The following is a 26,679-nucleotide window of genomic DNA, read 5'->3' on the forward strand; positions in this document are numbered from 1 at the left end:
GAGCCCTCACCGTCGTGCGACGCGGATAGGTAGCGACGACAGCCCGCGCACGTTGAGCGAGTGCACCCGCTCGACGTTCTCGAAGTCCACCTCGTAATCGCGGACGCTCGCGACGACCTCGCCCAGCGCGACGTCGGCCTCGAGCTTCGCGAGGTGCGAGCCGAGGCAGAAGTGGCTGCCGAAGCCGAAACTCAGCGACGCCGAGGTGTCGCGGCCGATCCGGTACGCCGCGGCGTCGTCGAAGACGCCCGCGTCGCGATTCGCGGACGCGACCAGGAGCAGCACCCGATCCCCTTGGGGGATCACGGTTCCCCGGAACTCCACGTCGACGGCCGCGCGGCGCAGCAGCACCTGCGTCGACGTGTCATAGCGCAGGGTCTCCGCCGACCAGTCCGCCACGGCCGACGGCGCGCCGAAGGGCTTCGCTACCTCATCGGGATATCGCGCGCCCCAGTACATCGCGTTGCCGAGCAGCTTGGTGGTCGTCTCGTTCCCGGCGACGATCATGAGGATCAGGATGCCGACGATCTCGGCGTCCGTGAGTGTTTCCGGTCCGTCGTCGCCGGCGAACTGCGCCGTGGTCAACGCGGAGATCAGGTCGTCGGCGGGGCGGGCGCGCCGTTCGGTCACGAGGTCGAGGTAGTACTGGTACAGGCCGAAGAAGGCCTCGGCGGCCGGCTGCGGCACATCGAAGACGCCGTCCTCGCGGTGGATCAGCACATCACCGAGGCGGCGCAGTTCGCCCCGGTCGGCCGTGGGGACGCCCATCATCTCGGAGATCACCTCCATCGGCACGAGTGCGGCGAAGTCGGCGACGAAGTCGAACTCGGTGCGGTCGAGGCACGCCGCCCAGTGTTCGCGCACCCGCTCCTCGATCCACGGTCGAAGGGCGGCTACGCGTTTCGGGGTGAACGCCTTCGCGACCAGCCGTCGGATCCGCAGGTGTCGTGGGTCGTCCATCGCGAGGAAGCTCATCGCGTACTCGGCGTCGGGCGAGTACGCCGCGGGTTCCAGCGTGACGCCCCATGCGCTGGAGAGGCGTTCGGTGTCGCGGAACGCGGCGCGCACGTCGTCGTACCGGGACAGCGCCCAGAAGTCGCGCTCCGGGTTGTAGTGCACGGGCTGTTCCGCGCGTAGCCGCTCGAAGACCGGGTACGGGTCGTCGTGGAAGGCGTAGGAGTACGGGTCGAGAACCGGATTGGACATGTGTCCAGACAGTAGTCCAGAATCATTCGGAAGGGAACACGTTCTCGTTCGTCAGCGCGACATCATCAGGTCGACGGCACGGGTCAACGCCGCCTTCGAGGCGTCCACGTCGCGATACCCCATCCCGGCCTGCACGAGCACACCGGAGTACGCGAGCTCGACGGACTCCACCAGGCCCGACGGTGCGTCGCGCCCCAGGGCCTCCGTCAGCCGGGCGCGCAGGAGCAGGCCGACCCGGAGTCGCACGGCCTGCGCATCGGCCTCGTATCCGAGGAGCGCCGCGTTCACCGCGGTCGCGAACTGGGGGTCGATCAGCACCAGTTCGAGGAGGCTGTCGAGCACCTGCAGCAGGCGCTCCCGCGGGGGTGCACTCGGATCCGGCTCGATCAGTTCTGCCTCGACCCGTCGCGCGAAGACCTCCGCGATCAGGTGATTCTTCGACGAGAAGTACGTGTACGCCGTCGCCGGCGAAACACCCGCGGCCCGCGCCGCGAGGCGCACGGTGAACCCGTCGACGCCGTGCTCGGCGAGCGCTGCGGGCACCGCTGCGCACAGCTTCGCCACCGTGTCGGCCTGGGCGGGGGACAACCGCCTGCGGGGGAGGTCCGTCGAGCTGGACATGCGTCCAGACGATAGTCCATCTGCTGCGGCGTCCCCCGGGAGAAGGCGACGCCCGCGCGCACCGCGCGAGTACGCCGCGGCCACTTTTGTCGCATTTATGCAGTTCAAAAGGTTCTGCTATTTTTCATAACAATCGTTGCGCAAATCATTCGGCTTCGCTAACGTGGCCCGCGTCACATCGACACGAACGAAGGGAGTGCCTCCTCGTCGGGATCCGCGTCCTCGCACACGTGACCGAACGCTGACCTCCGCTCCCCCTCTCCGGCCGCAGCCCGCCGGCGTTCTTCGCCTCATGGCCCGCGTCGTCGCCCGGCCGCCCTCCTTTCGCTCCTCTGAAGTGAGTTCAGTCATGCCCAATTCCCTTGCGTCGGCGCAGTCCGACACCGGTCGGGGTCTCGAGATCCTGGCCCGGATGGACCGTCTCCCCATCGTCCGTTCGCACATCGTGTGGATCACGCTCATCGCGATCAACATGATGATCGAGTACTACGACAACGGCCTGAACATCCCGCTCGCTACCGAGCTCCCGCGCGATCCGCAGACCCGGGTCGCGCCGGAGACGGTCGGCAACGTGCTCTCGATCTTCTACGCGGGCATGATCGTCGGCGCCATCGTCGGCGGCCGCCTCGCCGACCGCTACGGCAGGCGCCCGGTCCTCGTCTGGGGAACCGTCCTGTACTCGTGTGCGTCGTTGATGACCGCTGCCCTGCCGCACTACGAATACCTGCTGGTCTCGCGGTTCATCACGGGCATCGGCGTGCAGGCGGTGACCTCGGTGCTCGTGACCTACATGGCCGAGCTCTTCCCGTCCGCCAAGCGCGGCAGATTCGTCGCGGTCTCGACCATCTCGTTCACCATCACCGCGCCGTTCCTGGCGGCGCTGTCGGTGTTCATCCTGCCCGCGAACGCGCCGGGGGCGTGGCGGATCCTCGCGCTCGTCGGCGCCGCCGGCCTGCTGGTGGTCCCCGCGATCCGGCTGCTGATGCCGGAATCGCCGCGGTGGTTGATCGCCAACGGCCGGACCGACGAGGCCGAGCGCCTGGTCGAGCGCCTGGAGGCCGAGGCACTCGCGAGCGGCAGGCCGCTCGCTCCCTTCGACGTCGCCGGCGAGGCGCGCGAGGCGAAGATGACCCTCCGTCGACTGATGTCGGACAAGGGGCTGCTGAAGATCGTCGCCGTGGTCGGATTCGGTTGGTTCGGAGCGACTCTGGGGCTCTACCTGCACCACAACTTCATCGTCACCGTGCTGTACTCGATGTACCTCGCCGAGGGGCGGGACAAGGCCGCCGCCCTCGACAGCTCCTACCTGTCGTATCTGATCTGGTCCAGTGTGTACGTGGTGACGCCGGTCCTCACCTACTTCCTGATCAGCCGGTTCGAGCGGAAGACGGTGATCCTGCTGGGGTCGGTGACCGGTGCCGTCGCCATCCTCGCCACGGCCTACGGCGGCATCCCGCTCTACAACGTGGGGGCGACGGTCGGCTTCGTACTGTCCGGCGTGGTCTTCTCGGCGTACTACGCGTACATCCCGGAGGTCGTGCCCACCGAGGCGCGAGGGTTCGGCTCCGGGGTCATCTTCGGGGTCGGTCGCCTGGGTGCCATGGTGACGGGGATCCTGTACACCGCCCTGTACTACCCGGCTCCGAAGGGCGTCTTCGGCTGGGATCGTGAGGGCGTGTTCACCGTCGCCGCGGCCGCCTACATCGTCTCGGCGCTGGTCGTCGTCGCCTTCGGGCCCAAGACCGCCAATCGATCCCTCGAGCAGGTCGAGGCCGAACGGGGGCGGGGGTGATTCGGGGAGTACCGCTCATGATGGTCGATCGACGGGAACGGTGCCACTATGGGGTTGTGTACCCGCTGTCCCCCGACGCCTCGCGAGCAGGAGGTCACCGTGTCCACTGAGATCCGCCGCACCACCACGCACTGGGGCACATTCGACTTCACCGTTCACGACGGACGTGCGCGATCCACCGCTGCGCCCTCGGACAATCCGTTCGGGGAGCCGCTCGCCACGGGCCTGCATGAGACGCTAGATCACCCGCTCCGGATCACCCGGCCCCACGTGCGGGAGGGCTGGCTCGAACGCGGTCCGCGGTCCCGGGACAACCGTCGCGGCGGTGAGCCGATGGTCGAGATCGAGTGGAGCGAGGCGTACGACCTCATCGCCGGCGAACTCGGCCGGATCCGTACCGACCACGGTGACGAGGCGATCTTCGGAGGCTCCTACGGTTGGGGCAGCGCAGGGCGGTTCCACCACGCGCAGAGCCAGATCCATCGATTCCTGAACATGGACGGGGGCTACGTCTCGTCGCGCAACAGCTACAGCGTCGGGGCACAGGAAGTCGTCCTGCCCCGGGTCATCGGCGGCCCGGGGATGGGGATGTTCGACTGGAGCCCGCAGTGGTCCGAGATCGCCGAACGCGGTGAGCTGTTCCTCGGTTTCGGTGGCGCGCCACTCAAGAACACGCACGTGAATCAGGGCGGTATGCGCCGCAACGGCGCCGCTGAGGCGCAGCGCGCCTGCGCCGAGGCGGGGGTGAGGTTCGTCCTGATCAGCCCGATGCGTGCCGACCTCGCCCCGGAGCTCCGCGCGGAATGGATTCCGATCCGGCCCGGAACGGACACCGCGGTGATGCTCGCGATGGCCCATCACCTGGCGTCGGAGGGGCTCGAGGACCGGGACTTCCTCGAGCGGTGCTGCACCGGCTACGAGCGATTCCGCGCCTACGTCCTCGGCGACCTGGACGGGGTGCCGAAGACCCCGGAGTGGGCGGCGGAGATCTCGGGAGTGCCGGCGGCCACCACCCGTGAACTCGCCGAGGCGAGCGCCCGGCAGCGCACGGTCGTATCGCTGACGTGGTCGATCCAGCGCGCCCAGCACGGCGAGCAGCCCTACTGGGCGGGCGCCACCCTGGCCGCGATGACGGGCTCGATGGGCCGGCCCGGTGGCGGTTTCGCGGCCGGACTCAGCATGACCAACGGCCTGGGACTGCATCGCGGATCGATGGGCGTCGCGAGCCTGCCGCAGGGCGGGAACCCGGTGCGCGCCTTCATCCCGGTCGCCCGGATCTCCGACATGCTGCTGAACCCCGGAGAGAGCTTTCGGTACGACGGCGAACTCCTCACCTATCCCGACATCCGTCTCGTCTACTGGGCGGGCGGCAACCCCTTCCATCATCAGCAGGACATCAACAAGCTGCTGCGGGCCTGGAACGGTCCCGAGACCGTCGTCGTGCACGACTCGTGGTGGACGCCCGTCGCACGCCACGCCGACATCGTGATCCCGGTGGCGACGCCCCTCGAACGGGAGGACATCGCGGGCGGTAGCCGCGATACGACGCTGCTCCCGATGCGACGTATCCAGGACCCACCCGACGGGGTTCCGACCGACTTCCAGGCGTTCGCCCAGATCGCCGAACGCCGCGGCTTCGCCGACCGGTTCACCGAGGGGCTCAATGCGGACGGGTGGGTCCGCAGGCTCTTCGCCGAGACCACGTCGCGCCTCGCCGGCCGGGGTGTGGACCTTCCGAGCTACGACGAGTTCGTGGCGCTCGAAGACGGCGTCGAAGTCCCACTCGTGGCGGGGCGCAACGTCTTCGCCGAGCTCCGCGAGGATCCGGCGGCCCATCCGCTGGACACGCCCTCGGGGCGGATCGAGATCTTCTCCGACACCGTCGCCGGATTCGGGTACGACGACTGCCCGGGTCACGCGGTCTGGCGGGAGCCGGACGAGTGGCTCGGCAGCGCCGAGGCGCGATCGGACGAGGGGCTCTTCCATCTGCTCAGCCATCAGCCCAAGGGGCGTTTGCACAGTCAGGTGGACTTCGCGCCGGCGAGCCGGGCGACCAAGGTCGGTGGGCGCGAGCCCATCACGATGCACGCCGACGACGCCCGCAGGCTGGGCCTCGCCGACGGTGACGTGGTGAAGGTCAGCAATGAGCGCGGGGCGTGCCTCGCCGCCGTACGGACCACCGACGGTATCCTGCCCCGGGTGGCCGTCATGGCTACGGGCGGCTGGTACGACCCCGAGCAGCCCGGTGAGCCGGGCTCGATGGACCTGCAGGGCAATCCGAACGTACTGACGCTCGACGTCGGGACGTCGGAACTCGCCCAGGGCAGTTCGGCGCAGACCTGCCTCGTCCGCATCGCCGCGTATCCGCAGGCGCCGCCGAGCAGGGCGTACGAGCCGCCCGCGACGCGGCGGTCCCTATAGCGGGTACGACGAAGGCCGGGTCAGAGGAGTCTCTGACCCGGCCTTGGCGGAGCTGCCTGCGAGAATCGAACTCGCGACCTTTTCATTACGAGTGAAGCGCTCTACCGACTGAGCTAAGGCAGCGTGGCCCCGCGCGAACGCGTGACCGAGGACCAAGTGTACTGACCACCCCAGCGACCACCAAATGCCCCGCTCAGCTGGGGCGCCTCGCCAGTACTTGCTCCCGCAGGATCTCCGCGTGCCCGAGGTGCTGCGCCAGCTCGCGCAGGACGTGCAGGTACGCCCAGCGCAGCGGTAGGGGGCCGAGGCGGTGTGCGGGGAGGACGTCGTCGAGGGAGAGATCCGCGGTCGTCCGGCGCGATGCGGCGCACACTTCGGCGTAGGTGGCGCGCACCGACGCGATGTCGTCGGCATCGACGAGGACGAACGACTCGTCGGGCGTCTCCGGGATGCCGATCTGGGCGCGCGTCCGGCCCGTGAGTGCGCAGTCGAACCATACCTTTTCGACGAACGCACCGTGTTTGACCAGGCCCAGCAAGGTGGTGCGCGACGGGACGAGCGACGCCCGCGCCTCCTCTTCGGTGAGCCCGTCGAGCGTCGCGGCGAGCCTGGCGCGGTGCTCGTCGAGGAAGACCTCGAACTGTTCTCGTATCGGTGCGTCGAGCGTGCACGGCTCGATGGTGGGCTGTGCCATGCCGGGGAGACTATCGCCAGCCCGGGCCGAGTCGGCCCCGAAACCACGACCGCCCGCGCAGGACCGAAGTCGGTCTGTCGCGGGCGGTCACGATGTCATGGGGTGGCGGGGGGATGCCCGCCCGACAGCGGGGGCTACTTCCCCGAGATCCACGCGGGGATCACGGGACCGGGCACGTCGAAGGCCTTCGCGATGTCCGCGAGGATGTGGTACGCGCCCTGCACGCTCACGGCGCTCATCCACTCGGCGTCCTTGACCTCCACTGTCCGGGGCTCGAGCGGCGCCCACAGCGGGTTCTGCCGGTACGTGTTGAGCGAGTCAACGCCCTTGTCACCGTTGGTGGTCACGAAGATCTTCGTGCCGTCGGCCTCGGGGATGCGCTCGGCGCTGATCTCGGTCATGAACTCGTCGATGTTCTGCGAGGCGGGCCGCGCGAGGCCTGCGTCCTGCAGCACGATGCCCGAGAAGGACTTCTTCGCGTACAGGCGCGTGGGGCCGTCGAGGAAGCGGACGACGGAGATGGTGGTGTCGGGACCGGCCTTCGCCTTGACCGCGGCACCCACGGCCCGCGCCTGCGCCTCGTACTCGCCGAGGCGCTGCTCGGCCAGGGTCTCCTTGCCGAGGGCCTTCGCCAGCAGTCGGATGTTGTCCTTCCACGTCGGGCCGGTGGTCTCGCTGAAGACCGTCGGCGCGATGCCGGTGAGCTGCTGGTACTCCTTGGCGTGCCGCACCTTGGCGCTCACGATGAGGTCGGGCTTGGTCGCGATGATCTTCTCCAGAGACGGCGCCGCCAGCTTGCCCACACTGACAGCCTCGGCGCCGTAGTTCGTCGCGGACGCCCCGAGGTAGTCCGGGAGCTTGCTGCCCAGGGTGTTGTACTCGGTGAACGCGACCACCTTGGTGTCGAGCATCAGGGTCGCGTCGGTGAAGGAGGCGTCCAGCGCGGCGACGCGCTGCGGCCGGCTCGGGATGGTCGTGCTGCCCATCGCGTGCTCGACGGTCCGCGGGAACGCGCCGCCGGCGGCGCTGCTGCTGGTCGTCGTGTCCGACGGTGCGCCGCTGCCGCACGCCGTGAGCGCGCCGATCGTGAGCGCGGCGAGCGTCACGCGCGCGAGGGAGAGCTTCATGGGTTCCGGGTTTCCTTCCTCCCCGCGGGCACCGCGGGGATCGCAAGGGAAGGTTACGCTGGCCTTACCGTCGGAGCCAACAGTGATTAGCGCTGGTCAGGGTTTGCAGGAGGCCGTCCTGGGCCCCGCATCGGCCGTGCCTTCTGCGGCATCCGGCCCGCGTCGTCGAGCGCCCGGCGCAGCAGGAACTCGATCTGCGCGTTGACGCTGCGCAGATCGTCCGCGGCCCATTTGGCGAGCGCCTGGTAGACGGAGGGATCGATCCGGAGCGGGACCGCTTTGCGGCCCCGCTCCGGTCGGTCGCCCGCGCCGGGGCGCTCGGAGGAGTCGGTCGAGCCCACTAGCTGTACAGGCTCCCCGTGTTCACGACGGGCGTGGTCCGGCTGTCGGAGCACAGCACCACGAGCAGGTTCGAGACCATCGCCGCGCGACGATCGTCGTCGAGTTCGACGGTGCCGTTGTCCTCCAGCCGCGTGAGCGCGTTCTCCACGATGCCCACCGCGCCCTCGACGATCTTCTCGCGCGCCGCGAGCAGCGCGGACGCCTGCTGTCGCTGCAGCATCGCCTGGGCGATCTCCGGAGCGTAGGCCAGCGACGAGATGCGGGCCTCGAGGATCTCCAGGCCTGCCAGCTCCACGCGGGCGGCGACCTGTTCGGCGAGCTCCGCGGCCACCTGATCGGTCGATCCGCGCAGCGACGTCGCGCCGGCGACGGCGTCGTCGGCGTCGTAGGGGTGGCTGGTGGTCACGTGGCGGAGTGCGGATTCCGCCTGGGAGACGATGAACTCCTCGTAGTCCTCCACCGCGAACGTCGCCCGCGCGGTGTCGGCGACCTGCCAGACGATGATCGACGCGATGTTCACCGGGTTGCCGGTCGAGTCGTTGACCTTGAGCTCGGCGGTCTCGAAGTTGTGCACGCGCACCGAGACCCGCTGCCGGGTGGTGAGCGGCAGCACGAGTCCCAGGCCCTGGGTCCGCACCGTGCCGACATACCGGCCGAAGAGTTGCACCACGAGGGTGTGTCCGGGCGCGACGACCACGACCATGCTGATGAGCAGGAGCGCCGCGATGCCGAGCAGCACGCTGATGACGATGAGTACCGGCGCCTGCGCCGAGATCGAGACCACGACGAGGCCCACGGCCCCGGCCACGAGCGCGAGGAAGCCGAAGAACGCGCCCACCGCGGCCCCGGCCCCGGCGTGCCACGCCGCTCGCTCCGTGATGGCCACCTGGGTGTCCTCGGGTTGAACGATGCCTGTCATCACCCCTCCTTATTCTGATATCACTTATCTAAGTGATATCAGTTTTTCTTTCGCGATGTCAAGGACGCGTCAGGGTCCCGTCAACAGCTCTTCCGGAGGAGGCCGGCCGGCCATAGCGTTCGAACCATGACCTTCCTGCTGATCGTGACGGGCGTTCTGCTGCTGATGCGCCTGGTCAATGAGCTGTACTACCGGCGCGCCGACGGCCTTCCGATCGAATCGCGCTGAACCGAAGGCTTGACCTCAACCGGGGTTGATAGGCGAGCCTGGAGGCATGGCTGACGACCTCTCGCGGGAGCCCTCCCGCGACCTTCCGGACATCCTCGGCGACGGTGCACCCGCGGACGCCGCGGCGATCGTCGACTTCGTCGCCGAGGTGCTCGAGGCGCAGCGCGCGGGCAGCGTCCCGCGCGTGCGCTCCCTGTTCCGCGACGACGCGGTGTGGACTACGGCGCACGGCCGCCGCCTGCACGGCCGGGCCGCGATCGACGCCTTCCTCGCGCGCACGGTGCACGGCTCGATGGCGCGGGGCGCCGCCGACTACGTCGTCGAGCGGGTCCTGTTCATCCGTCCGGACGTGGCCGCGGTCAGCGTCCGGGTGCGGCCGCTCGGGCTCGACGGTGCGCCGCACCCCGCCGCCCCGGACGCCGCCCCGCTGTACGTCCTGTCCAAGGACGACGGCGCCTGGCGCATCGCCGCCGCGCAGTCCACGGCGGTCTTCGACGATCCGGCGACGCAGCACAAGCGCGCCGGGTAGCCTTCGCTCGACGCCGCGGGGCGCCCGGTTCGGTTTTCGTGCGCGAACCCGCCTCCCGCAAAAATGGAACGTGTTACAGTTCTGCCCACGAGACCGTGAGCGTCGAGTTGTCCTGCCTGGGCTTTTCCGACGGCGCTGCGGGAGAGGGGTAGCACCATGGCGGTAACCGAGCCCGAGGTCGACGAGACGGTCGACCAGGTCACCGACGACCAGGAGACCACACAGAAGATCACCGAGAAGCCGAAGCCCGCGGCCAAGGCCGCGAAGGCCCCCGCGGCGCGGGCCCAGGACGAGGCGGCGCCGCGCGGCATCGTCGTCACGCCGCTCATGCTGGGGCTCTCCGCGGTCGTCGTGCTCCTCGCCGTCGCCGCAACGGCCTTCGGTTTCCTGTGGCAGTCGGCGGCCTCCGACCGTGACGATGCGCGCGATCAGCTCGCCGCTGTCACGGAGACCCAGGAGACGAACGCGCGCGCGGAGGACATCGCCAAGAAGTACGCGATCGGTGCCGCCACCATCGACTACCAGAACCTGGCGGCGTGGCGCACCGCGCTCACGGCCGGCACCACGGACGAGCTCGCGAACCAGCTCCGCGAGGCCTCCACGCAGTTCGAGCAGGTCGTCGTGCCGCTCCAGTGGCAGTCCACGGCCACACCCCTGGGGACCATCGTCGCGTCCAACAAGGACGGCCTGATCACGCTCAACGTCTTCGTGAACATGATCACCAAGAGCACGCAGCGCCCGGAGGGCATCCCGTCGACCGCGACCTACACGCTCACGATCGACACCAAGCAGGACTGGAAGATCAGCGACGTGCGGGGCATGGACGCCGCGCTGTCCGGCAAATAGCTGCTCCACGCGGAACGGCGCGGCTCACGGGCGGCGCCGTTCCGTCGTCTCCGCGGCGGCGATCAGGGCTGGCCGGGGAGCAACTGCACCATGAGGCCCTCGCCGTCGGCGAGCAGCGTGCCGTCCTCCTCGGTGAGGCGGGCGGTGATGAAGGTCTTGCGGCCGTCGACGCGATCGACCTTGCCCTCGATGATCAGGGGCACGTCGAGCGGCGTCACCTTGCGGTAGTTGACGTGCAGGTAGGCGGTCCGGCTGATCGGCCGCTTGGCCGCGTAGACCACGTTGCCGAAGTTGTCGTCGAAGATGAGGGGCAGCACGCCGCCGTGCGCAACCCCGCCGCCACCGAGGTGGTACCGCCGCAGCACGCCCCGCGCGACGACGGACTCCTCGTCGAACTTCTCGACGTGGAAGGGCGGCATCAGCAGGCTGCCACGGCCGGGCAGGTCCATGCTGCGGTTCGCCGGCCCCTTGCCCTCGCGCGCCGCATAGGGCGCCAGCAGATCCACCAGGTCGGCGGCGCGGTCCCGCGCCTGCGCGTACACCTCGTCGGTGGCGTCGACGCACACGGCGAGGTCCAGCAGCCGACGCATGTTCTCGACGAACTCACCGAACGAGGGCGGGGGTGTGGCCGGCCGAAAGCGCGGGATCTCGCTCCGCAGGTCCACCTTGTCCGAATCCGGCTCGCTCATTCCTCAGACCTTACTCAGCACCAAACCGCTGGTCGGAACCCCGGTCCCGGCGGTGACCACGGCGCGCTCCGCGCCCGTGACCTGGTTGGCCGCCGTGCCGCGCAGTTGGCGCACGGCCTCGGCGATGCCGTTCATGCCGTGGATGTACGCCTCGCCCAGCTGTCCACCGTGCGGATTCAGGGGCAGGGCCCCGTCGAGCTCGCAGGCCCCGGACGCCAGGAACGACGGCGCCTCGCCCCGCCCGCAGAAGCCGAGCTCCTCGAGCTGCATGAGCACGTAGGGGGTGAAGTGGTCGTAGAGCACCGCCAGGTCCATGTCCGACGGTGCCATGCCCGCCTGCGCCCACAGCTGCCCGCCGACGACGCCCATCTCGGGCAGGCCGGTGAGGCCGTCGCGGTAGTAGCTGGTCATCACGTACTGATCGGGACCGCTGCCCTGCGCGGCGGCGGCGATCACGGCCGGCGTCCGCTGCAGGTCGCGTGCGCGCTCGGCGCTCGTGATCACCAGGGCCACGCCTCCGTCCGACTCCTGGCAGCAGTCCAGCAGGTGCAGCGGTTCGGCGACGTACCGCGACGCCTGGTGCTCCTCCAGCGTGATCGGCTTACCGAAGAACCACGCCTGCGGATTCGTCGCGGCCCGCGCGCGGTCGATGACGGCGACGCGGCCGAAATCCTCGCTCGTGGCGCCGAAATCGTGCATGTACCGGCGGGCCGCCATCGCGACGGTGGCGGCCGGCGTGGCGATGCCGGCGGGGTAGTGGAAGGCGTTGTCGATGCCGTTGGTGTTCACCTGCTGCGCCGCCGCGCCCGAGACCTGCCCGAAGCGGTGTCCGGAGCGCTCGTTGAAGGCACGATAGGCGACGACCACGTCGGTGACGCCGGTCGCCACGGCCATCGCGGCCTGCTGCACCGTGGCCGCCGCGGCGCCGCCGCCGAAGTTGATGCGGCTGAAGAACTTCAGCTCGGGTATCTGCAGCTCCCGTGCAACCGCGATCTCCGAGTTGGTATCCATCGTGAAGGTCACCAGGCCGTCGACGTCCTGCGGCGTGAGTCCGGCGTCGTCGAGTGCCGCGCGCACGCACTCCACCGCCAGGCGCAGCTCGCTGCGTCCCGAATCCTTGGAGAACTCGGTGGCCCCGATGCCGGCGATCGCGGCCCTGCCGCTCAGCCCGCTCATGCCGGCAGCACCACGGTCGCCGTACCCGAGATGTGATCGCCCAGACTGTCCTTCGCGGTCACCGCGATCGTCACGGCGGCACCGTCGACTCCCGTGACCGTGCCCGAGAAGTGCAGGGTGTCACCGGCGTAGCAGGGCGCGCCGAGCCGGATGGAGATGGTCCGCACGAAGGCCTCCGGGCCCGCCCAGTCGGTCACGTACTTCTGGACCAGGCCGTTGTCGGTGAGGATGTTGACGAAGATGTCCTTGCTGCCGCGGGAGTGCGCCGCGTCCCGGTCGTGGTGCACGTCCTGGAAGTCGCGGGTGGCGATGGCCGTGGTCGCCACGAAGGTCGTGGTGGCGTGGATCGTCATGGGCGGCAGCTCCGTTCCGACGGTGACCGCGGCGGCGGTGAGTGTTGCGGGATAGGTCATCGTGCCTCCCAGGCGGGCAGGGTCAGGTCGTCGTCGACGCGGAGGAAGACACTCCGGACCGGCATGCCGATCTCGACCTCGGCGGGGTCGACGTCGATGAGCTCGCCGAGGACGCGGACGCCCTCGTCGAGCTCCACGAGCGCCACGACGAAGGGGAGCCGCTTGCCGGGGACCTTCGGGTGGTGGTGCACCACGAAGCTGAAGACCCTTCCGGTGCCGGGGGAGACCACGTAGTCCGGGGTGAGCGCCAGATCGCCGCCGGGGTCCATCGGCCCGGGCGGGTGGCGGAGCGTCTCGCCCCAGCGCTGGATGCGCAGCTCGCCGGCCTTCGCGCCCTCCCAGTAGAAGGCGGTGTCGCGGGAGATCACGGGGCGCAGAACGCCGCCCGCGTAGGCGGAGGCGTCCACGATCCTGCCGCTGGGCCCTTCGGTGGGCGCGGCACCCTGCGTGGGCGGCTCGGCCGCGGGCGGCCGGAACTTGAGGATGCGGAAGACCATCTCGGCGACCACCTCGTCGCCCACGCGCCAGAGCGTGCGGGTGGTGAAGAACCAGCCCTCGCCGAGTCCGGTCTTCTTGGGGCCCACCACGTCCTCCAGGCGCGACGATGCCGTGATCTCCTCGCCGGGCCGGACGTGCCGGTGGTAGGTCTGATCGGAGTTGGTGGCGACGACCGAGGTGAAGCCGAGCTCGTCGAGGGCCTCCGTCATGAGACCCAGCGGGTCGTCGCCGGCGCGCTCCCCGTGCAGCCCGCGCATCGACCACACCTGCGCCATCGCGGGCGGCGCCACCGGCCCGCCGAACACCGACGCCGCCGCGAACTCCGGATCCGAGTACAGCGGGTTGGTGTCGCCGATCGCCTCGGTCCAGTTGTTGATCATCGGCTGGTTCACCGGGTCCCGGCCGGCGCGCGGCGCGGAATCGCCGAGGGCCCGGATCCGTTCCGCGGCGGCGAGGACGGCCGCGGTCGTGTCCGCCGCCGTCGTGTCCTGGGCGGTCATCGGGGCACCCGCGGGAGCTGCAGGCCCATGAGGGCGATCAATTCGCGCTGGATCTCGTTGACGCCGCCGCCGAAGGTGAGCACCAGGTGGCGCTTGGCCTGCACGTCGAGCCAGTGCAACAGCTCCGCGGTGGCGGGCTCGGCCGGGTCGCCGTGCGTGCCGACGGTCTCCTCGAGCAGTGCGGTCAGGCCCTGGATCCGGTCGGAGCCGAAGACCTTCGTGGCGGAGGCGTCCGCCACGTCGACGGGGCCGCCGGCCTCGGCGGCGGCGACCTGCCAGTTGAGCAGCTCGTTGATGAGCTCCGCCGCGCGGACGCGGGCCAGTGCCTCCGCGACGTCGGGCTCGCCGAGCAGTTCCTGCTCGTGGGCCCACGCGTCCACCCGGTCGTACAGCGCGCCGATCCGGCCCGACGGGCCGAGCATGACCCGCTCGTGGTTGAGCTGCGTGGTGATCAGCTTCCAGCCCTCGTTCTCGGCGCCGACGAGCATCTCCACCGGGACGCGGACGTCGTTGTAATACGTCGCGTTCACGTGGTGCGCGCCGTCCGCGGTGATGATCGGCGTCCAGCTGTACCCCGGATCGCTGGTGTCCAGGATGAGGATCGAGATGCCCTTGTGCTTGGGCGCATCGGGATCGGTGCGTACCGCGATCCACACGTAGTCGGCGTCGTGTCCGCCGGTGGTGAAGATTTTCTGGCCGTTCACCACGTAGTGGTCGCCGTCGCGGACCGCGGTGGTGCGCAACGAGGCGAGATCGGTGCCGGCTTCGGGTTCGGTGTAGCCGATCGCGAAATGCACCTCGCCCGACAGGATCTTCGGGAGGAACTTCGCCTTCTGCTCCTCGGTGCCGAAGGCCTGCAGTGTCGGCCCCACGGTCTGCAGCGTGACCGACGGCAGCTGCACGTCGGCGCGGGACGCCTCGTTGGCGAACAGGTACTGCTCGATCGGCCCGAAGCCCTTGCCGCCGTATTCGATCGGCCACCCGACGCCGAGCCGGTCGTCGATGCCCATGCGCCGCACGACGTTCCGGAAGGCCTCGCCGTGCCGTTGGACGAGCATCTCGGCCCGCTCCTCGGGTGTCATCAGCGTGGAGAAGTAGTCGCGCAGCTCGGCCTGCAGCGCCCGCTGCGCGCTGGTCAGCGCGAGGAACCGGCCGGACTCGTCGGCCCCGACCGCGTCGTCCCGGTGCGCGGCCGCCAGCGCCCGCACCGTCTGCGGGACGCCGCCCACGAACCGCGTCAGGTCCTTGATCGTCGAGTAGAACCGGTGCAGCGGGTAGGTCGCGTCCACGCCGATGCCGCCGTGCAGGTGGTGGCAGGTCCGCACGGCCGACGGTGCCTCCGCCGCCAGCCAGTGCGCCGCCAGTGCCGTGGCCTCGTCGGCGGGGGAGCCGGTGCTCACCCGCCACGCGGCGGAGACGGCGGCGAGGTGCAGGGTCCGGGAGGCGATGTAGACGTCGGCGATCTGCTGGGCGACGGCCTGGAAAGCGCCCAGCGGCCGGCCGAACTGCTCACGTTTGCGCAGGTGGTCGACGGTGAGCGCCAGGGCGCCGGCGAGCGCACCGTCGGCCACGGCCGCGGCACCGGCCAGGCCGCACTCCCGTACGGCCTGAGCGACGGTCCCGTCGGTCGAATCACCGAGCGCGGCCTCGGCCGGCACCTCGACGCCGGCCAGGTCGACGGTGCCCTCCGGCGTCCCGGCGGACGTGGGGCTCGGCGTCACGGTGACGCCGGGGGCGTCGGCGGGCACCACGAAGACGGCGGCGCCGTCAACACCCGGCCCGCTCGCTGCGCTCCCGGCGCCGGTGTCGGTGGTGGCGCTCACGAGCAGGTGCGTGGCGTGCTGCGCGTAGCCGACGGCGACCTTCCGGCCGGTCAGCGCCCAGCCGCTCGCGGTCCGCACGGCGCGGGTCCCTGGGACGACGGGGACCGCTGCCCCCGCCTCGCCGAGCGCGCCCACGATGAGTTCCTCGCCGGTCAGGGCTGCGGGCAGGAGCTGCGCGCGCTGCTCGTCGGTGCCGTGCGCCGCGACGGGCAGGATGCCCAGCGCGAGGCCGGACAGCACCGGTGCCGCGATCGCGAGGCGGCCGGCCTCGGTGAGCACCGCGGCCACCTCCTCGGCGCCGAGCCCGGCGCCGCCGAGACTCTCCGGGGCCGCAAGGCCCAGCAGATCGGCCCGAGCGAGGTCCGCCCACGTCGTGCGCCAGCCGTCCCCGCTTCCGGTGTCGGCGCCTCCGGTCTCGCGCGCGGCGGCGTGCCCCAGCACGTCGGCCGCGAGGCCGGCGACGGCCACCTGGTTCTCGTCCGGACGGAAGTCCACGCGCACTCCTGATCTCGATACCGCGTACAAACGGTGAAACGTGTTCTATTTTTAGCAAGTGGAGTGAACGCTCGCAAGCAGTTCGACGAAAGGGTGACCATGCGATTCACGTACGCCGAGGCGATGACGGATCCGTCGTACTACGTCCCGCTCGCACAGGCGGCGGAGGAGGCCGGCTATCACAGCATGTGCGTGGCCGACAGCATCGCGTATCCGGAGGTCTCCGACTCGACGTACCCGTACACCCCGGACGGCAGCCGCGAGTTCCTCGACGGCAAGGAGTTCGTCGAGACCTTCGTCCTCGCGTCGGCGCTGGCGGCGTCCACGACGACCCTGCGGTTCACGCCCTTCGTGCTCAAGCTGCCGATCCGCCCGCCCGTGCTCGTCGCGAAGCAGGCCGCGTCGCTCGCGTCCATGAGCGGGAACCGGTTCTCGCTCGGCGTGGGGATCAGCCCGTGGCCCGAGGACTTCGAGATCATGGGCGTGCCCTTCGAGCGCCGCGGCAAGCGGATGGACGAGTGCATCGAGATCATCAAGGGGCTCAGCACCGGCGAGTACTTCGAGTATCACGGCGAGTTCTTCGACATCCCGTCGATCAAGATCGCGCCGGTTCCCACGGAGCCGCTGCCGATCCTGGTGGGCGGGCACGCCGACGCGGCGCTGCGCCGTGCCGTGCGACTGTGCGACGGCTGGATGCACGCGGGCGGCGACGGCGAGGAGTTGGATCGGATGCTGACCCGGATCGACGAGCTGCGCGCCGAACACGACAAGAAGGAGTTCGAGATCCACGTGATCTCGCTGGACGCCTACACCGTGGACGGCATCAAGCGGCTCGAGGACAAGGGCGTCACCGACGTGATCGTCGGCTTCCGGCTGCCCTACCAGTTGGGTCCCGATACCGAGCCTTTGCAGCCCAAGATCGATCACCTGCGGCGCTACGCCGATTCCGTCATCAGCAAGTTCGCCTGAGCGCGCCGACCGACTACTGAGGAGACCGCGATGAAAGACGATCACCCCGCCGTCCGCGCCGGACGCGCCTCCCAGGCCGCGGCCAGCGGCCACCGCAAGGAGGAGTGGCTCGATCTCTTCGCCGAGAACGGCGTGGTCGAGGACCCGGTCGGCCCGTCCGGCTTCGACCCCGAGGGCAAGGGCCACCACGGCCGCGAGGAGATCGCCGCCTTCTACGACAAGACGATCGGCGTCGCCGAGTCCCTGGAGTTCCTGTTCGGCGACGGCTTCGCCTGCGGGAACGAGGTTGCCTTCACCGGGCTCATCCGCACCGAGATCGGCGGGCACGTGATCGACGCCGAGGGCGTCTTCACGTACAAGGTGGACGACGCGGGGAAGATCGTCGCGCTGCGCGCCTTCTGGGAGGTCGACCGCGCGATGGCCACCGCCCGCCCCGTCGGCTCCTGAGCAACCGAGACCGGGCGGATTCCCGGTCCGGATGCGAATGCACCGTCCGGACCGAGAATCCGCCCGGTTTCCCGCACTATCGTGCGGTGAACACCGCGTCCGCGAGCACCGGCGCGGCGCGCTCGACCGACTCGGCCGTCACCAGGTGGCGGTCGCCGTCCTGCCAGATCCGCACGCGCAGTGTCTCGCCCGGCAGCATGATCCCCGCGAACTTCGCGGACCAGGACCCCACCGCGGATGCATCGCCTTCGAGCACCGCGTCCGTCACGGCCTTGGCGACGATTCCGTAGGTGCAGAGCCCGTGCAGGATCGGCGCGTCGAAGCCGGCGCCCTTCGCGAACGCCGGGTCCGAGTGCAGCGGGTTCCGGTCGCCGCACAGCCGGTACAGCAGCGCCTGCTGGGGCAGCGTCGGAACGTCCACCGTCGTATCCGCCTCGCGGTCCGGAAGTTCGAGCCTCTCCGACGGTCCGCGCTCGCCGCCGAAGCCGCCCTCGCCGCGGGCGAAGATGGACGAGCGCGCGGTCCACAGGGGCTCGCCGGCATCGTCGACGACCTCGGTCTCCTGCCAGATGACCGCGGCCTTGCCCTTGTCGTGCACGTCGCTGATCCGCGTGCGCGCCGTCGCCGAACCGCTCGTCGGCAGCGGCCGGTGCGCCGTCACGGACTGGCTGCCGTGCACCACCTTCGCCAGATCGATCTCGACGCCGGGGAAGGAGACCTTCGGCGCCTCGGTGGCGTGGAAGTTCTGCGCCACCGTGGCGAAGGTCGGCAGCACGACGGTATGCCGCTCGGTGGCGTAGCGCAGCTCGCGGGCCGACAGCGGGTCGGCTCCGGCGCCCAGGGCCAGCTGGTAGAGCAGCACGTCCGAGGTGCTCCAGGAGAACTCGGCGGTGCCGAGGTCGGCACCGATCGCGACCGACGGGTCGATGGGCATGGGTCTCCCTAGGCGGTAGGTCTTCGATGGTCTATTCGTAGGTGATGTGCACGGACTGCGTGCGGCGCATCGACTGGCAAGCCAGGATCAGTCCGTCGTCGAGATCCTCCTGATCGAGCACCTCGTTGTGGGCGAGCTCGACCTTCCCCTCGACGAGGCGGCACGCGCACGCGCTGCACGCCCCCTCGCGGCACGAGTACGGGGCTTCGATGCCGGCGTCCAGCATCACGTCCAGCAGCTTCTTCTCGGCGGGCCACGCGAGCTCGGTGGTCTTCCCGTCCAGTTCGACGGTGACGGTGCCCCCGTCGTCCGCCGGAGCGCCGGCCGCGCCATCAGCGGGGGAGTCGGTCGGCAGGTCCTCCGCCTCCGCGATCGCGGCCTTCTCCTCCTCCGCCTCCTCCTGCGCGGCCTCCACCTCGAAGGGATTGCGCGGCAGGGATCGGAACTTCTCGATGTGCACCTCGCGGCGCCCCTTGCCCAGCGACGTCATCGCCTCCGAGACGGCGTCCATGAACGGACCCGGCCCGCAGACGAAGACCTCGCGCGAGGCGTACGGCGCAGCGAGCGCGGCGAGGTTCGCGGCGCTGGGCAGCCCCTGCACCGATTCGAGCCAGTGCACGACGACGAGCCGCTCCGGGTACGTCCGGGTGAGCTCGGCGAGGGCGGAGGCGAAGATCACCGACTGCGCGTCGCGGTTGGCGTAGATCAGCGCGACCGACCCGGAGCCGGTCTCCAGGACCGAGCGCAGGATCGACAGGATCGGCGTGACCCCGCTGCCACCCGCGAAGAGCAGCATGTCGACGTCCACGGACTTCGGCGTGAAGATGCCCGCGGGCACCAGCACATCGACCTCCATGCCGGGCGTCGCGTTGTCGCAGAGCCAGTTCGAGGCGTAGCCGTCCGCGGTGCGTTTGACCGCCACACGCAGCGGGCCGCCGTCGTGCGGCGCGCTGCACAGCGAGTAGCACCGCGCCACCGAACCGGTCTGCTCGCTCGGCACCCGGAGCGTGAGGAACTGACCCGGCTTGTAGGTGAACGACGACGCCAACTCGGCGGGCACCTCGAACTCGATGGAGTGCGCGTCGTGCGTCTCCGCGACCACCTTGGCGACGAGTAGTCGGTGGATGCTCACTTCTTCTGATTCTCCTGGTCGGTGTCCGGCGGGGAAACGTCCGTCGGGACGGGTACCTCGCCGAGTTTGGCGGCGCGCGTGATCGATTCCATCAGCCGCGGACACGTGGGGCGCAGTGCGGATCCGGCACCGTCGGCCGCGAAGACGGTGCACTCGCGTGCCGACCCGCACCACTGGATCGAGGTCTGCTCGCGACTGTTCTTGCGGACCTGAACCGCCACGCCGCAGGTGCCGCAGTTCAGCGGGGTGAAGCCGTCGGTGAGGAAGCCCTCCCGATCGGACACCGTGGTCGGTACCGTGACCGGCTCGCCGAACATCGTCACCGTGGGGGACATGCGATCAGGCCTCCGCCGGCTGGTCGGAGGACGCTTGCGCGGAGGCCTTCTCGGACTCCTGGCGGGCGATGTTCTCCGCGACCTCCGCCTCCCAGGCCTCGACGGCGTGGGTGGTGTCGATCTCGAACTCGAAGCGCTGCGTCATGTCCTCCGAGACGTCCGCGGCGTCGACGTAGAACTGCTCGTACCAGCGGCGCAGCTGGTAGACGGGTCCGTCCTCCTCGCACAGGAGCGGGTTGTCGATGCGGGTCTTGTTCTTCCAGATCTCCACGTCCTGCAGGAAGCCCAGGCCCACGTTCTTGGCGAACTTGCCGGCCAGGTAGTCGGACTTCTCGTCGTCGAAACCGGGGAGCTTCTTGACCTTCACGCCGTACATCAGCTTGAACGAATGCTGATCGATCGGGTAGTGGCAGTTGATCAGGATGTTCTCGATCTGGAAACCCTTGTAGTCGTTGTGCAGGTAGTTGATCATGTACGACGGCCCGAAGTAGTGCGCCTCGGACTTGAGCAGCACGTCGTCGCCGCCGGACAGACCGATGTCGGTGACATCGTTGCGGCCCTTGGTATCCAGGTACTGCGACGCGATGTGTCCGTCGAAGACGTTCTTGAAGTACGTGGGCAGGCCGTAGTGGATGTAGAAGAAGTGCGGCATGTCGACCACGTTGTCGACGATCTCGCGGCAGTTGCTGCCCTCGATGATGATCTCGTTCCACACCCAGTTCGACCACTCGGGCCCGTCGACGTCACCGTCGATCTTCGGGATGGTGAGTTCCTCACCGGGCTTGGAGTTCTCGACGTCGTGCCAGATGAAGAGCTGATCGTTCTCGATCATGGTCGGCCAGGTGCGGGTGCGGGCCCGCAGCGGCACGCGCTTGGCGTAGGGGATGCCCTTGCACTTGCCGTCGCCACCCCAGCGCCAGTCGTGGAACGGGCAGGCGATCTCGTTGCCCTTGACGGTGCCCTGCGTGAGGTCGCCGCCCATGTGCCGGCAGTACCCGTCGAGCACGTTGACCTCGCCGTCCTCGCCGGCGAAGACCACGAGTTTGGTGCCGAAGGCCTCGACGGCGTGCGGCTTCCCGTCCGCGAAGTCCTTCAGCAGGCCCAGGCAGTGCCAGCCGCGGGCGTACCGGGTGGGGGCCGTGCCGCTGTCGATGAGACGGGCTGCCGTCTCGGTGTTGCTGCTCATGAGATCTCCTCTTCCGCGCGGGCGGGGGCTGCCGCCGCGGGGGCTGTTTCCTGACGGGCCATGTCCTCGACGGCGAGATAGGCGAAGACCATCGCGGGACCGATGGTGGCGCCGGGGCCCGCGTAGGTGTGGCCCATGACGGGCGAGCTGGTGTTGCCGGCGGCGTACAGGCCGTCGATGACGGTGCCGTCGGCGCGCTGGACCCGGCCCGCGACGTCGGTGCGCAGGCCGCCCTTCGTGCCGAGATCGCCGGGAACCATACGGGCAGCGTAGAACGGCCCGGTGGTCAATTCGGCGAGGCTGGGATTCGGCTTGTTCCGGGGATCGCCGTAGTAGTGGTCGTAGGCGCTCTCGCCGCGGTGGAAGTCCTCGTCGCGCCCGGCTCGGGCGAAGCCGTTGAACTTCGCGACGGTGGCGGTCAGCGAGTCCGCGGGGACGCCCATCTTCTCGGCGAGTTCGGCCAGGGTGCTCGCGCGGACCATGCAGCCCGATTCGTACCAGCGCTTGGGCAACGGCTGCCGCGGCGGCTGGCCGGCGAACATGTAGCGGTTGCGGTAGCGCTGGTCGAAGACCAGCCAGCAGGGCACGTTCTCGCCCGGGCCCTCGCCCTGGCCGTACTCGCCGCCGTACATGGCGTGCACCGCCTCGACGTACGGGGCGGACTCGTTGACGAACCGCTCACCCGCGGTGTTGACCATGACACTGCCGGGCAGCGAGCGCTCGGACAGGGCGAACCAGGCCATCTTCGGAAGCTGGATGGACGGGCCCCACCAGGCGTCGTCCATGAACTCGAGCGCGCCACCCACTGCCTCGCCCGCACGGATCGCGTCGCCGGTGTTCGCGGGGACGCCGTTGGTCCACTCGGTACCGATGGGCTGGCGCTGGTACTGCGCACGCATCGTCTCGCTGGACTCGAAGCCGCCGGCGGCCAGGATCACCCCGCGGCGGGCCGTGAGCAGCAGCTGCGCACCGTCGCGCTCGACGGTGACGCCCGTGACGCGGCCGTTCTCCTGCACGAGTTCGACGAGAGAGGTGTTGAGCCACAGGGGAACGCCGGCCCGCTGCAGGCCCACCCGCAGCGCGGCGATGAGGGCCTGGCCGCGGCCGAGCAGGTGCTTGCCGCGGGCCTTGGCGGCGTAGAACCGACCGCCGACGCGGAGCGCGCGCACGATGCCCTTCGGGTGCCGCATGATCAGGTTGAGCCACTTGAAGTCGGCCTGCGTGACCACGAGGTTCATCGGAGCCTTGGTGTAGTCGGGCTCCAGGTTCTTCAGCTCGTCGCCCAACTGCTTGCCGTCGAAGGGCTTCGGCTCGCACGAGCGGCCGTGCGCGCGGCCACCCGGCGCCTCGGGGTAGTAGTCGGAGTAGCCCGGCACCCAGGTGAGTTCCAGCGGACTCATCCGGTGCACCATCGAGATCACCTCGGGGCCGCGATCGATGTAGGTGTCGATCCGCTCCGCCGGCACCACATCGCCGATGATGGAGTGCAGGTACTTCCGAGCCTCGTCGGGGGTGTCCTTGATCCCGGCCTTCACGAGCGACTCGTTGCCGGGCACCCAGACGCCGCCGCCGGATCGGGCCGTCGACCCGCCGTAGTGCGCCGCCTTCTCCACGACCAGGACGCTGAGCCCGGTGTCCGCCGCCTTGAGCGCGGCGGTCATGCCCGCTGCGCCGCTCCCCACCACGATCACGTCGTATTCGGTGGTCTCCGCCGTCATCGACTCTCCTCGTTGATGAAACAAGTTCTCTAGCCTCACCTGCGCCGATGGGCAGCAGGTACGCGCTACAACTGCAGCATAGACTAGAACAGGTTCCACTTACCAGGGTTCGGTGGTGATCGGGCGGCGCCGGGTGGGCGTCGCCGCCGGGGAGCGGTGATCGTCAGGCGGTCAGCAGGGGATCGTGATCCGCTCGTAGGTGCCCGTGCTGGGGCGGAAGACCCACTTCGACTGCGGGGTGCACCGGGGCGTGGGCGTGGTGACCCGCGGCGCGGTGCGCGCGGGTGCCGGGGAGGTCGTCGTGGGAGCCGGCGGCGCGACGGTGGTCGTCGCGGGGGTCGTTGCCGACGACGGAGCGGCGCTCGCGGCCGTGGCACTCGACGGTGTCGTCGAGGGCGGGGTGCTCGGGGCGGGTCCGGTCGAGGGGGCCGAGCCCGACGGTGCCATGACGGGGCGCGGCTCGCCCGACGGGCCGCTGCACATGCTCACGGTGACGGCGATCGCGGCGACGCAGAGCGCGGTGGCTGCGGCGATGGCGAGCACCCTGCCCGTGAAGCCGCCGATGCGCGCCGAATCCGACTTCTGGACGCGGTGGGTCATGCCTCCCACCGGCTTCGGTCGGTCGCGGGTGCGGCGGACACTGGTGCAATCATGCCCTCATCTTCGCAGCCGGGCCCGGGTTTCGGAACGATAGGCTCGAGGTCGAGTGTGATTGGCGCACAGTGGATTCTGAGTCGCGTCCTGGGTGTGCTGAGGTGAACCACGCTCTGCTTTTGCGGTGACGAAAACCGGGTGGTGGAGCCCTCCGGCGCCGTCCAGTTACTGCAAATCCAGGAGCTCTCCGGTTGCGGCGGAGACGCCGGCGCGACGGCCGAAGAAGCTGCCGTCTCCCAGGCTCGTCCCGCTCGCGTACCCGCCCGCGCAGACCCCCGAGGTGCAGCGGCCGGCGGCGTACAGGCCGGGGATGGGCGCACCGTCGACGTGGAGCACCCGCGAGTCGACGTCGGTGCGCAGCCCGCCCAGCGTGAAGCCCGCGGTGAAGCCGCGCATGTCCCACGCGGCCACCGGCCCGGTCAGGGGCCGCACCCACTGCGTCTTCTTGTGCAGCAGGGGATCGGTGCCGTCCGCCGCGTGCCGGTTGTAGGTGTCGACGGTGCCGGTCAGCGCCCCGGCGGGCAGGCCCATGTCGGCTTCGAGCTCGGCGACCGTCTCCGCAGCCCATGTCGGTGGTTGCCGGAAGTAGGGGGTGGAGGTCTCGGTGGCGAGCGCCTCCTCGTGCGAGTCCATGTCCATGATCAGGAACGCGGCGTTGTCCTGTTGGATCAGGACCGCCTGGCCGATCCGTCCGCCGTAGGTGTCCTCCGCGATGAAACGCTGGCCGCGGCCGTTGACCAGGATGCCGCGGGCCAGCATCTGCGGATCGCCGAAGAAGGCGACCTCGGTGGCGTCCATGTGGGCCAGTGCGGCGCCCGCGGCCTGCGCCATGAGGATCCCGGCGCCGTCGTGCTCCTCGATCGCCGCGGCGGGCCGGCCGATGAGCCGCGGCGCGTACGTCTCGATCATCTCCGTGTTGTACGCGAAACTGCCGGTCGCGAGGACGACGCCCCGTCGGGCACGCACGAGCACGTCCTTGCCGAACCGCCGGGCGACGACTCCCTCGACCCGACCGTCCGGGCCGGTCACCAGTGCCTGTGCGCGGATGTCGTACTCGGCGCGCACGCCGAGCGCCTCGGCGGTCGCGACCAGGGGTTTCATCAGCATGTAGCCGGCCCCGCGCACGCCGGTCCGCTTGTCCGTCATCTGCGGGACGTGGCCGCGCGGCGCCGGGGAGGCGATGTCCTTGAACGGGGCGGCGTTCTCGCCGCCGGAGTACCCCAGGCCCTCGTCGTGCGGCACCTCCCACCCGGGCTCGCCCCAGAACTGCTCCTTGAAGACGACGCCGCAGTCGGTCAGCCAGTGGAAGTGCTCGAGGCTGCCGTGCGCGTACGCGTGGATCTTCGCCGCGTCCACGCCGGGCCCGAGCGCAGCGGTCATGAAGGTCTCCATGTTCTCCGCGCTGTCCTCGAAGCCCAGTGCCCGCTGCAAGGGGGTGCCGCCGCCGAGGTAGATCCACCCGCCGGAGAGCGCGGCGGCACCGCCCCACCCGCCGGTCCGATCGAGCACCAGCACGTCGGCGCCCGCGCGCGCGGCCTCGATCGCGGCGCAGACGCCGGCGATCCCGTATCCGGCGATCACGACGTCGGCCTCGAAGTCCCAGGCCGGGACCTCGGTGGTGGGGACGGGGCGGCGGCTGTCGGGCATGGCTCTCCTCGGGCGGTCTCGGAACCGGTTACAACGGCAAGATAGGCCGATCCGAACCTTTGATGTAGCGTTTCGCGTCAGAAAATGAGAACGTGTTCTAGTATCGATTCCAGCGGCGGACTTCGGTGTTCGCCAGATGGTCTTCAGAAGGTGAGGAAAGATGAGCGATCAGAGCGTCGACGCGGTGTTGGCGGAAGTGGCGGAGCTGCTGCCCACCCTCCGGGACCGGGCGCAGGAGACGGAGGACGCGCGCCGGATCCCGGCCGAGTCCATCAAGGCGTTGCAGAAGAGCGGCTTCTTCCGGCTGCTGCAGCCCAAGCGCTACGGCGGCTTCGAGGCCGACCCGGAGGTGTTCTACACCGCCGTCAAGATGCTGGCCGGCGCCTGCGGCTCCACCGGCTGGGTCTCCTCCATCCTCGGTATCCACCCGTGGAACGTCGCGCTGTTCGACGACCGCGCCCAGCAGGAGGTGTGGGGTGAGGACCAGGACACGCTCATCTCCTCGTCCTACGCCCCGATGGGCAAGTCGGAGATCGTCGAGGGCGGCTACCGCCTCTCCGGCAAGTGGAGCTTCTCCTCGGGCTGCGACCACGGCACCTGGGCGCTGCTCGGCGGCCCGGCCTTCAAGGACGGCAAGCCGGTCGACTTCCTGACCTACCTCGTCCCGATCAGCGACTACACCATCAACGACGTCTGGCGCACCGTCGGCCTCCGCGGCACCGGCAGCAACGACATCGTCGTCGACGACGTCTTCGTCCCCGAGCACCGCGCACTCAGCTTCCAGTTGGTCAGCAAGTGCAAGGGCCCGGGCCAGGAGGTCAACACCAGCCCGCTGTACAAGATGCCCTTCGGCTCGGTGCACCCGTCCACCATCACGGCGCCGATCATCGGCATGGCGCAGGGCGCCTACGACGCCCACGTCGAGCACCAGCGCAAGCGCGTGCGCGCCGCCTACGCCGGCGAGTCCGCGAAGGAGGACCCGTTCGCCATGGTCCGCGTGGCCGAGGCGGGCAGCGAGATCGATGCGGCCTGGCTCCAGCTGATCTCCAACATCAACGAGGAGTACGCGCTGGTCAAGGCCGGCGAGAAGATCCCGTTCAACCTGCGGCTCAAGGTCCGTCGCGATCAGGTGCGCGGTACCGAGCGCGCCATCTTCGCCGTGGACCGCATGTTCGAGAACTCGGGTGGCCGGGCGCTGGCCGAGGGCACGCCGATCCAGCGGTTCTGGCGCGACGCTCACGCGGGCCGCGTGCACGCCGCGAACGATCCGGAGCGTGCCTACAAGATGTTCGGCACCGGCGAGTTCGGCCTGCCGGTCATGGACGGGATGGTCTAGTC

General features: G+C 69.8%; 25 protein-coding genes, 1 tRNA gene and 1 pseudogene. 7 read left to right on the forward strand and 20 right to left on the reverse strand.

Translation table 11 applies throughout. From position 1 onward, the window contains the following. Nucleotides 1-6: 6 nt before the first annotated feature. Nucleotides 7-1,206, reverse strand: a complete 1,200-nt coding sequence (locus FK530_RS00690; RefSeq protein ID WP_146485066.1) for a cytochrome P450 — start codon at nt 1,204-1,206, stop codon at nt 7-9. 51 nt (nt 1,207-1,257) lie between these two features. Beyond that, nucleotides 1,258-1,827: a TetR/AcrR family transcriptional regulator gene (locus tag FK530_RS00695; RefSeq protein ID WP_146485067.1), complete on the reverse strand. Its 570-nt coding sequence runs from the start codon at nt 1,825-1,827 to the stop codon at nt 1,258-1,260. A 349-nt stretch (nt 1,828-2,176) separates the two neighbouring features. Between FK530_RS00695 and FK530_RS00700 the strand changes: the two genes are divergently transcribed. Then, a complete protein-coding gene (locus FK530_RS00700; RefSeq protein ID WP_158644995.1) occupies nt 2,177-3,619 on the forward strand; it encodes an MFS transporter in 1,443 nt (480 codons plus the stop codon). A 99-nt stretch (nt 3,620-3,718) separates the two neighbouring features. Next, on the forward strand, nt 3,719-6,040 hold the full coding sequence (locus tag FK530_RS00705; RefSeq protein WP_158644996.1) for a molybdopterin-dependent oxidoreductase: 2,322 nt from the start codon (nt 3,719-3,721) through the stop codon (nt 6,038-6,040). A 50-nt stretch (nt 6,041-6,090) separates the two neighbouring features. On the opposite strand, the gene FK530_RS00710 is transcribed toward FK530_RS00705, so the two are convergent. From FK530_RS00710 to FK530_RS00730, 5 genes are all read right to left on the reverse strand, one after another. Further along, nucleotides 6,091-6,163, reverse strand: a tRNA-Thr gene (locus tag FK530_RS00710). A 70-nt stretch (nt 6,164-6,233) separates the two neighbouring features. Further along, nucleotides 6,234-6,734: a DinB family protein gene (locus tag FK530_RS00715; RefSeq protein ID WP_146485070.1), complete on the reverse strand. Its 501-nt coding sequence runs from the start codon at nt 6,732-6,734 to the stop codon at nt 6,234-6,236. A gap of 134 nt (nt 6,735-6,868) precedes the next feature. Further along, nucleotides 6,869-7,861 (reverse strand): ABC transporter substrate-binding protein, encoded by a 993-nt coding sequence (locus FK530_RS00720; protein WP_146485071.1) that lies wholly within the window; start codon nt 7,859-7,861, stop codon nt 6,869-6,871. 86 nt (nt 7,862-7,947) lie between these two features. Further along, the gene (locus FK530_RS00725) at nt 7,948-8,202 is read right to left on the reverse strand and encodes a type II toxin-antitoxin system antitoxin (protein WP_146485072.1); all 255 of its coding nucleotides are present in this window, start codon (nt 8,200-8,202) and stop codon (nt 7,948-7,950) included. After that, on the reverse strand, nt 8,202-9,122 hold the full coding sequence (locus tag FK530_RS00730) for an SPFH domain-containing protein (protein WP_146485073.1): 921 nt from the start codon (nt 9,120-9,122) through the stop codon (nt 8,202-8,204). The genes FK530_RS00725 and FK530_RS00730 overlap by 1 nt, the downstream gene beginning before the upstream one ends. A 274-nt stretch (nt 9,123-9,396) precedes the next feature. Between FK530_RS00730 and FK530_RS00735 the strand changes: the two genes are divergently transcribed. Then, nucleotides 9,397-9,879, forward strand: a complete 483-nt coding sequence (locus FK530_RS00735) for an SgcJ/EcaC family oxidoreductase (RefSeq protein WP_146485074.1) — start codon at nt 9,397-9,399, stop codon at nt 9,877-9,879. 156 nt (nt 9,880-10,035) lie between these two features. Next, entirely contained in the window at nt 10,036-10,725 is a 690-nt protein-coding gene (locus FK530_RS00740; protein WP_146485075.1) for a hypothetical protein, read from the forward strand. Nucleotides 10,726-10,787: 62 nt separating this feature from the next. Here the strand turns inward: FK530_RS00740 and FK530_RS00745 are convergent, their stop codons facing one another. The 6 genes and pseudogenes from FK530_RS00745 to FK530_RS26955 form a co-directional block, all read right to left on the reverse strand. After that, nucleotides 10,788-11,414 carry a PaaI family thioesterase gene (locus FK530_RS00745; protein WP_146485076.1) on the reverse strand — a complete coding sequence of 209 codons (627 nt, stop codon included), beginning with the start codon at nt 11,412-11,414 and terminating at the stop codon, nt 10,788-10,790. Nucleotides 11,415-11,417: 3 nt separating this feature from the next. Beyond that, nucleotides 11,418-12,590 carry a lipid-transfer protein gene (locus tag FK530_RS00750; RefSeq protein ID WP_146485077.1) on the reverse strand — a complete coding sequence of 391 codons (1,173 nt, stop codon included), beginning with the start codon at nt 12,588-12,590 and terminating at the stop codon, nt 11,418-11,420. Beyond that, nucleotides 12,587-13,003, reverse strand: a complete 417-nt coding sequence (locus tag FK530_RS00755; protein ID WP_146485078.1) for a MaoC/PaaZ C-terminal domain-containing protein — start codon at nt 13,001-13,003, stop codon at nt 12,587-12,589. The genes FK530_RS00750 and FK530_RS00755 overlap by 4 nt, the downstream gene beginning before the upstream one ends. Then, a complete protein-coding gene (locus tag FK530_RS00760) occupies nt 13,000-14,001 on the reverse strand; it encodes a bifunctional MaoC family dehydratase N-terminal/OB-fold nucleic acid binding domain-containing protein (RefSeq protein WP_146485079.1) in 1,002 nt (333 codons plus the stop codon). Before FK530_RS00760 ends, FK530_RS00755 begins: the two co-directional genes overlap by 4 nt. Continuing rightward, nucleotides 13,998-15,200, reverse strand: a complete 1,203-nt coding sequence (locus tag FK530_RS26950) for an acyl-CoA dehydrogenase family protein (RefSeq protein ID WP_316250482.1) — start codon at nt 15,198-15,200, stop codon at nt 13,998-14,000. The genes FK530_RS00760 and FK530_RS26950 overlap by 4 nt, the downstream gene beginning before the upstream one ends. A gap of 24 nt (nt 15,201-15,224) precedes the next feature. Continuing rightward, nucleotides 15,225-16,325 (reverse strand): annotated as a pseudogene (locus tag FK530_RS26955) (acyl-CoA dehydrogenase family protein); the annotation flags it as partial. A gap of 93 nt (nt 16,326-16,418) precedes the next feature. On the opposite strand from FK530_RS26955, the gene FK530_RS00770 reads away from it, so the two are divergent. Together FK530_RS00770 and FK530_RS00775 are read left to right on the forward strand one after the other, a co-directional pair. After that, a complete protein-coding gene (locus FK530_RS00770) occupies nt 16,419-17,288 on the forward strand; it encodes a TIGR03619 family F420-dependent LLM class oxidoreductase (RefSeq protein ID WP_146485081.1) in 870 nt (289 codons plus the stop codon). Between the two features lie 30 nt (nt 17,289-17,318). Further along, a complete protein-coding gene (locus FK530_RS00775) occupies nt 17,319-17,735 on the forward strand; it encodes a nuclear transport factor 2 family protein (protein ID WP_146485082.1) in 417 nt (138 codons plus the stop codon). Nucleotides 17,736-17,811: 76 nt separating this feature from the next. Here the strand turns inward: FK530_RS00775 and chsH3 are convergent, their stop codons facing one another. The 7 genes from chsH3 to FK530_RS00810 form a co-directional block, all read right to left on the reverse strand. Further along, the gene (gene chsH3, locus FK530_RS00780; protein ID WP_146485083.1) at nt 17,812-18,669 is read right to left on the reverse strand and encodes an enoyl-CoA hydratase ChsH3; all 858 of its coding nucleotides are present in this window, start codon (nt 18,667-18,669) and stop codon (nt 17,812-17,814) included. A 31-nt stretch (nt 18,670-18,700) separates the two neighbouring features. Next, complete coding sequence (locus tag FK530_RS00785) at nt 18,701-19,801, reverse strand: ferredoxin--NADP reductase (RefSeq protein ID WP_146485084.1); 1,101 nt, start codon at nt 19,799-19,801, stop codon at nt 18,701-18,703. Further along, a complete protein-coding gene (locus tag FK530_RS00790) occupies nt 19,798-20,136 on the reverse strand; it encodes a hypothetical protein (RefSeq protein WP_205124163.1) in 339 nt (112 codons plus the stop codon). Before FK530_RS00790 ends, FK530_RS00785 begins: the two co-directional genes overlap by 4 nt. Before the next feature lie 4 nt (nt 20,137-20,140). Beyond that, nucleotides 20,141-21,322 (reverse strand): 3-ketosteroid-9-alpha-monooxygenase, oxygenase component, encoded by a 1,182-nt coding sequence (locus FK530_RS00795; RefSeq protein ID WP_146485085.1) that lies wholly within the window; start codon nt 21,320-21,322, stop codon nt 20,141-20,143. Further along, a complete protein-coding gene (kstD, locus tag FK530_RS00800) occupies nt 21,319-23,040 on the reverse strand; it encodes a 3-oxosteroid 1-dehydrogenase (RefSeq protein WP_146485086.1) in 1,722 nt (573 codons plus the stop codon). Before kstD ends, FK530_RS00795 begins: the two co-directional genes overlap by 4 nt. 171 nt (nt 23,041-23,211) lie before the next feature. Beyond that, the gene (locus tag FK530_RS00805) at nt 23,212-23,640 is read right to left on the reverse strand and encodes a hypothetical protein (protein WP_146485087.1); all 429 of its coding nucleotides are present in this window, start codon (nt 23,638-23,640) and stop codon (nt 23,212-23,214) included. A 219-nt stretch (nt 23,641-23,859) separates the two neighbouring features. Beyond that, a complete protein-coding gene (locus FK530_RS00810; protein ID WP_146485088.1) occupies nt 23,860-25,341 on the reverse strand; it encodes an FAD-dependent oxidoreductase in 1,482 nt (493 codons plus the stop codon). Between the two features lie 160 nt (nt 25,342-25,501). Here FK530_RS00810 and hsaA point away from each other — a divergent pair, with 160 nt between their 5' ends. Continuing rightward, complete coding sequence (gene hsaA / locus FK530_RS00815; protein ID WP_146485089.1) at nt 25,502-26,677, forward strand: 3-hydroxy-9,10-secoandrosta-1,3,5(10)-triene-9,17-dione monooxygenase oxygenase subunit; 1,176 nt, start codon at nt 25,502-25,504, stop codon at nt 26,675-26,677. Nucleotides 26,678-26,679: the final 2 nt, after the last annotated feature.

Source organism: Tsukamurella conjunctivitidis, assembly GCF_007858475.1.
In the GTDB taxonomy this organism is placed as follows: domain Bacteria; phylum Actinomycetota; class Actinomycetes; order Mycobacteriales; family Mycobacteriaceae; genus Tsukamurella; species Tsukamurella conjunctivitidis.

What these genes read in the sequence shown, in the direction of transcription:
- chsH3 (WP_146485083.1), bottom strand. Translation starts at nt 18,669, where the DNA reads ATGCCCATCGACCCGTCGGTCGCGATCGGTGCCGACCTCGGCACCGCC.
- FK530_RS00740 (WP_146485075.1), top strand. Translation starts at nt 10,036, where the DNA reads ATGGCGGTAACCGAGCCCGAGGTCGACGAGACGGTCGACCAGGTCACC.
- FK530_RS00810 (WP_146485088.1), bottom strand. Translation starts at nt 25,341, where the DNA reads ATGCCCGACAGCCGCCGCCCCGTCCCCACCACCGAGGTCCCGGCCTGG.
- FK530_RS00760 (WP_146485079.1), bottom strand. Translation starts at nt 14,001, where the DNA reads ATGACCGCCCAGGACACGACGGCGGCGGACACGACCGCGGCCGTCCTC.
- hsaA (WP_146485089.1), top strand. Translation starts at nt 25,502, where the DNA reads ATGAGCGATCAGAGCGTCGACGCGGTGTTGGCGGAAGTGGCGGAGCTG.
- FK530_RS00775 (WP_146485082.1), top strand. Translation starts at nt 17,319, where the DNA reads ATGAAAGACGATCACCCCGCCGTCCGCGCCGGACGCGCCTCCCAGGCC.
- FK530_RS00695 (WP_146485067.1), bottom strand. Translation starts at nt 1,827, where the DNA reads ATGTCCAGCTCGACGGACCTCCCCCGCAGGCGGTTGTCCCCCGCCCAG.
- FK530_RS00700 (WP_158644995.1), top strand. Translation starts at nt 2,177, where the DNA reads ATGCCCAATTCCCTTGCGTCGGCGCAGTCCGACACCGGTCGGGGTCTC.
- FK530_RS00735 (WP_146485074.1), top strand. Translation starts at nt 9,397, where the DNA reads ATGGCTGACGACCTCTCGCGGGAGCCCTCCCGCGACCTTCCGGACATC.
- FK530_RS00750 (WP_146485077.1), bottom strand. Translation starts at nt 12,590, where the DNA reads ATGAGCGGGCTGAGCGGCAGGGCCGCGATCGCCGGCATCGGGGCCACC.
- FK530_RS00790 (WP_205124163.1), bottom strand. Translation starts at nt 20,136, where the DNA reads ATGTCCCCCACGGTGACGATGTTCGGCGAGCCGGTCACGGTACCGACC.
- FK530_RS00795 (WP_146485085.1), bottom strand. Translation starts at nt 21,322, where the DNA reads ATGAGCAGCAACACCGAGACGGCAGCCCGTCTCATCGACAGCGGCACG.
- FK530_RS00690 (WP_146485066.1), bottom strand. Translation starts at nt 1,206, where the DNA reads ATGTCCAATCCGGTTCTCGACCCGTACTCCTACGCCTTCCACGACGAC.
- FK530_RS00720 (WP_146485071.1), bottom strand. Translation starts at nt 7,861, where the DNA reads ATGAAGCTCTCCCTCGCGCGCGTGACGCTCGCCGCGCTCACGATCGGC.
- FK530_RS00755 (WP_146485078.1), bottom strand. Translation starts at nt 13,003, where the DNA reads ATGACCTATCCCGCAACACTCACCGCCGCCGCGGTCACCGTCGGAACG.
- FK530_RS00770 (WP_146485081.1), top strand. Translation starts at nt 16,419, where the DNA reads ATGCGATTCACGTACGCCGAGGCGATGACGGATCCGTCGTACTACGTC.
- FK530_RS00805 (WP_146485087.1), bottom strand. Translation starts at nt 23,640, where the DNA reads ATGACCCACCGCGTCCAGAAGTCGGATTCGGCGCGCATCGGCGGCTTC.
- FK530_RS00745 (WP_146485076.1), bottom strand. Translation starts at nt 11,414, where the DNA reads ATGAGCGAGCCGGATTCGGACAAGGTGGACCTGCGGAGCGAGATCCCG.
- FK530_RS00730 (WP_146485073.1), bottom strand. Translation starts at nt 9,122, where the DNA reads ATGACAGGCATCGTTCAACCCGAGGACACCCAGGTGGCCATCACGGAG.
- FK530_RS00715 (WP_146485070.1), bottom strand. Translation starts at nt 6,734, where the DNA reads ATGGCACAGCCCACCATCGAGCCGTGCACGCTCGACGCACCGATACGA.
- kstD (WP_146485086.1), bottom strand. Translation starts at nt 23,040, where the DNA reads ATGACGGCGGAGACCACCGAATACGACGTGATCGTGGTGGGGAGCGGC.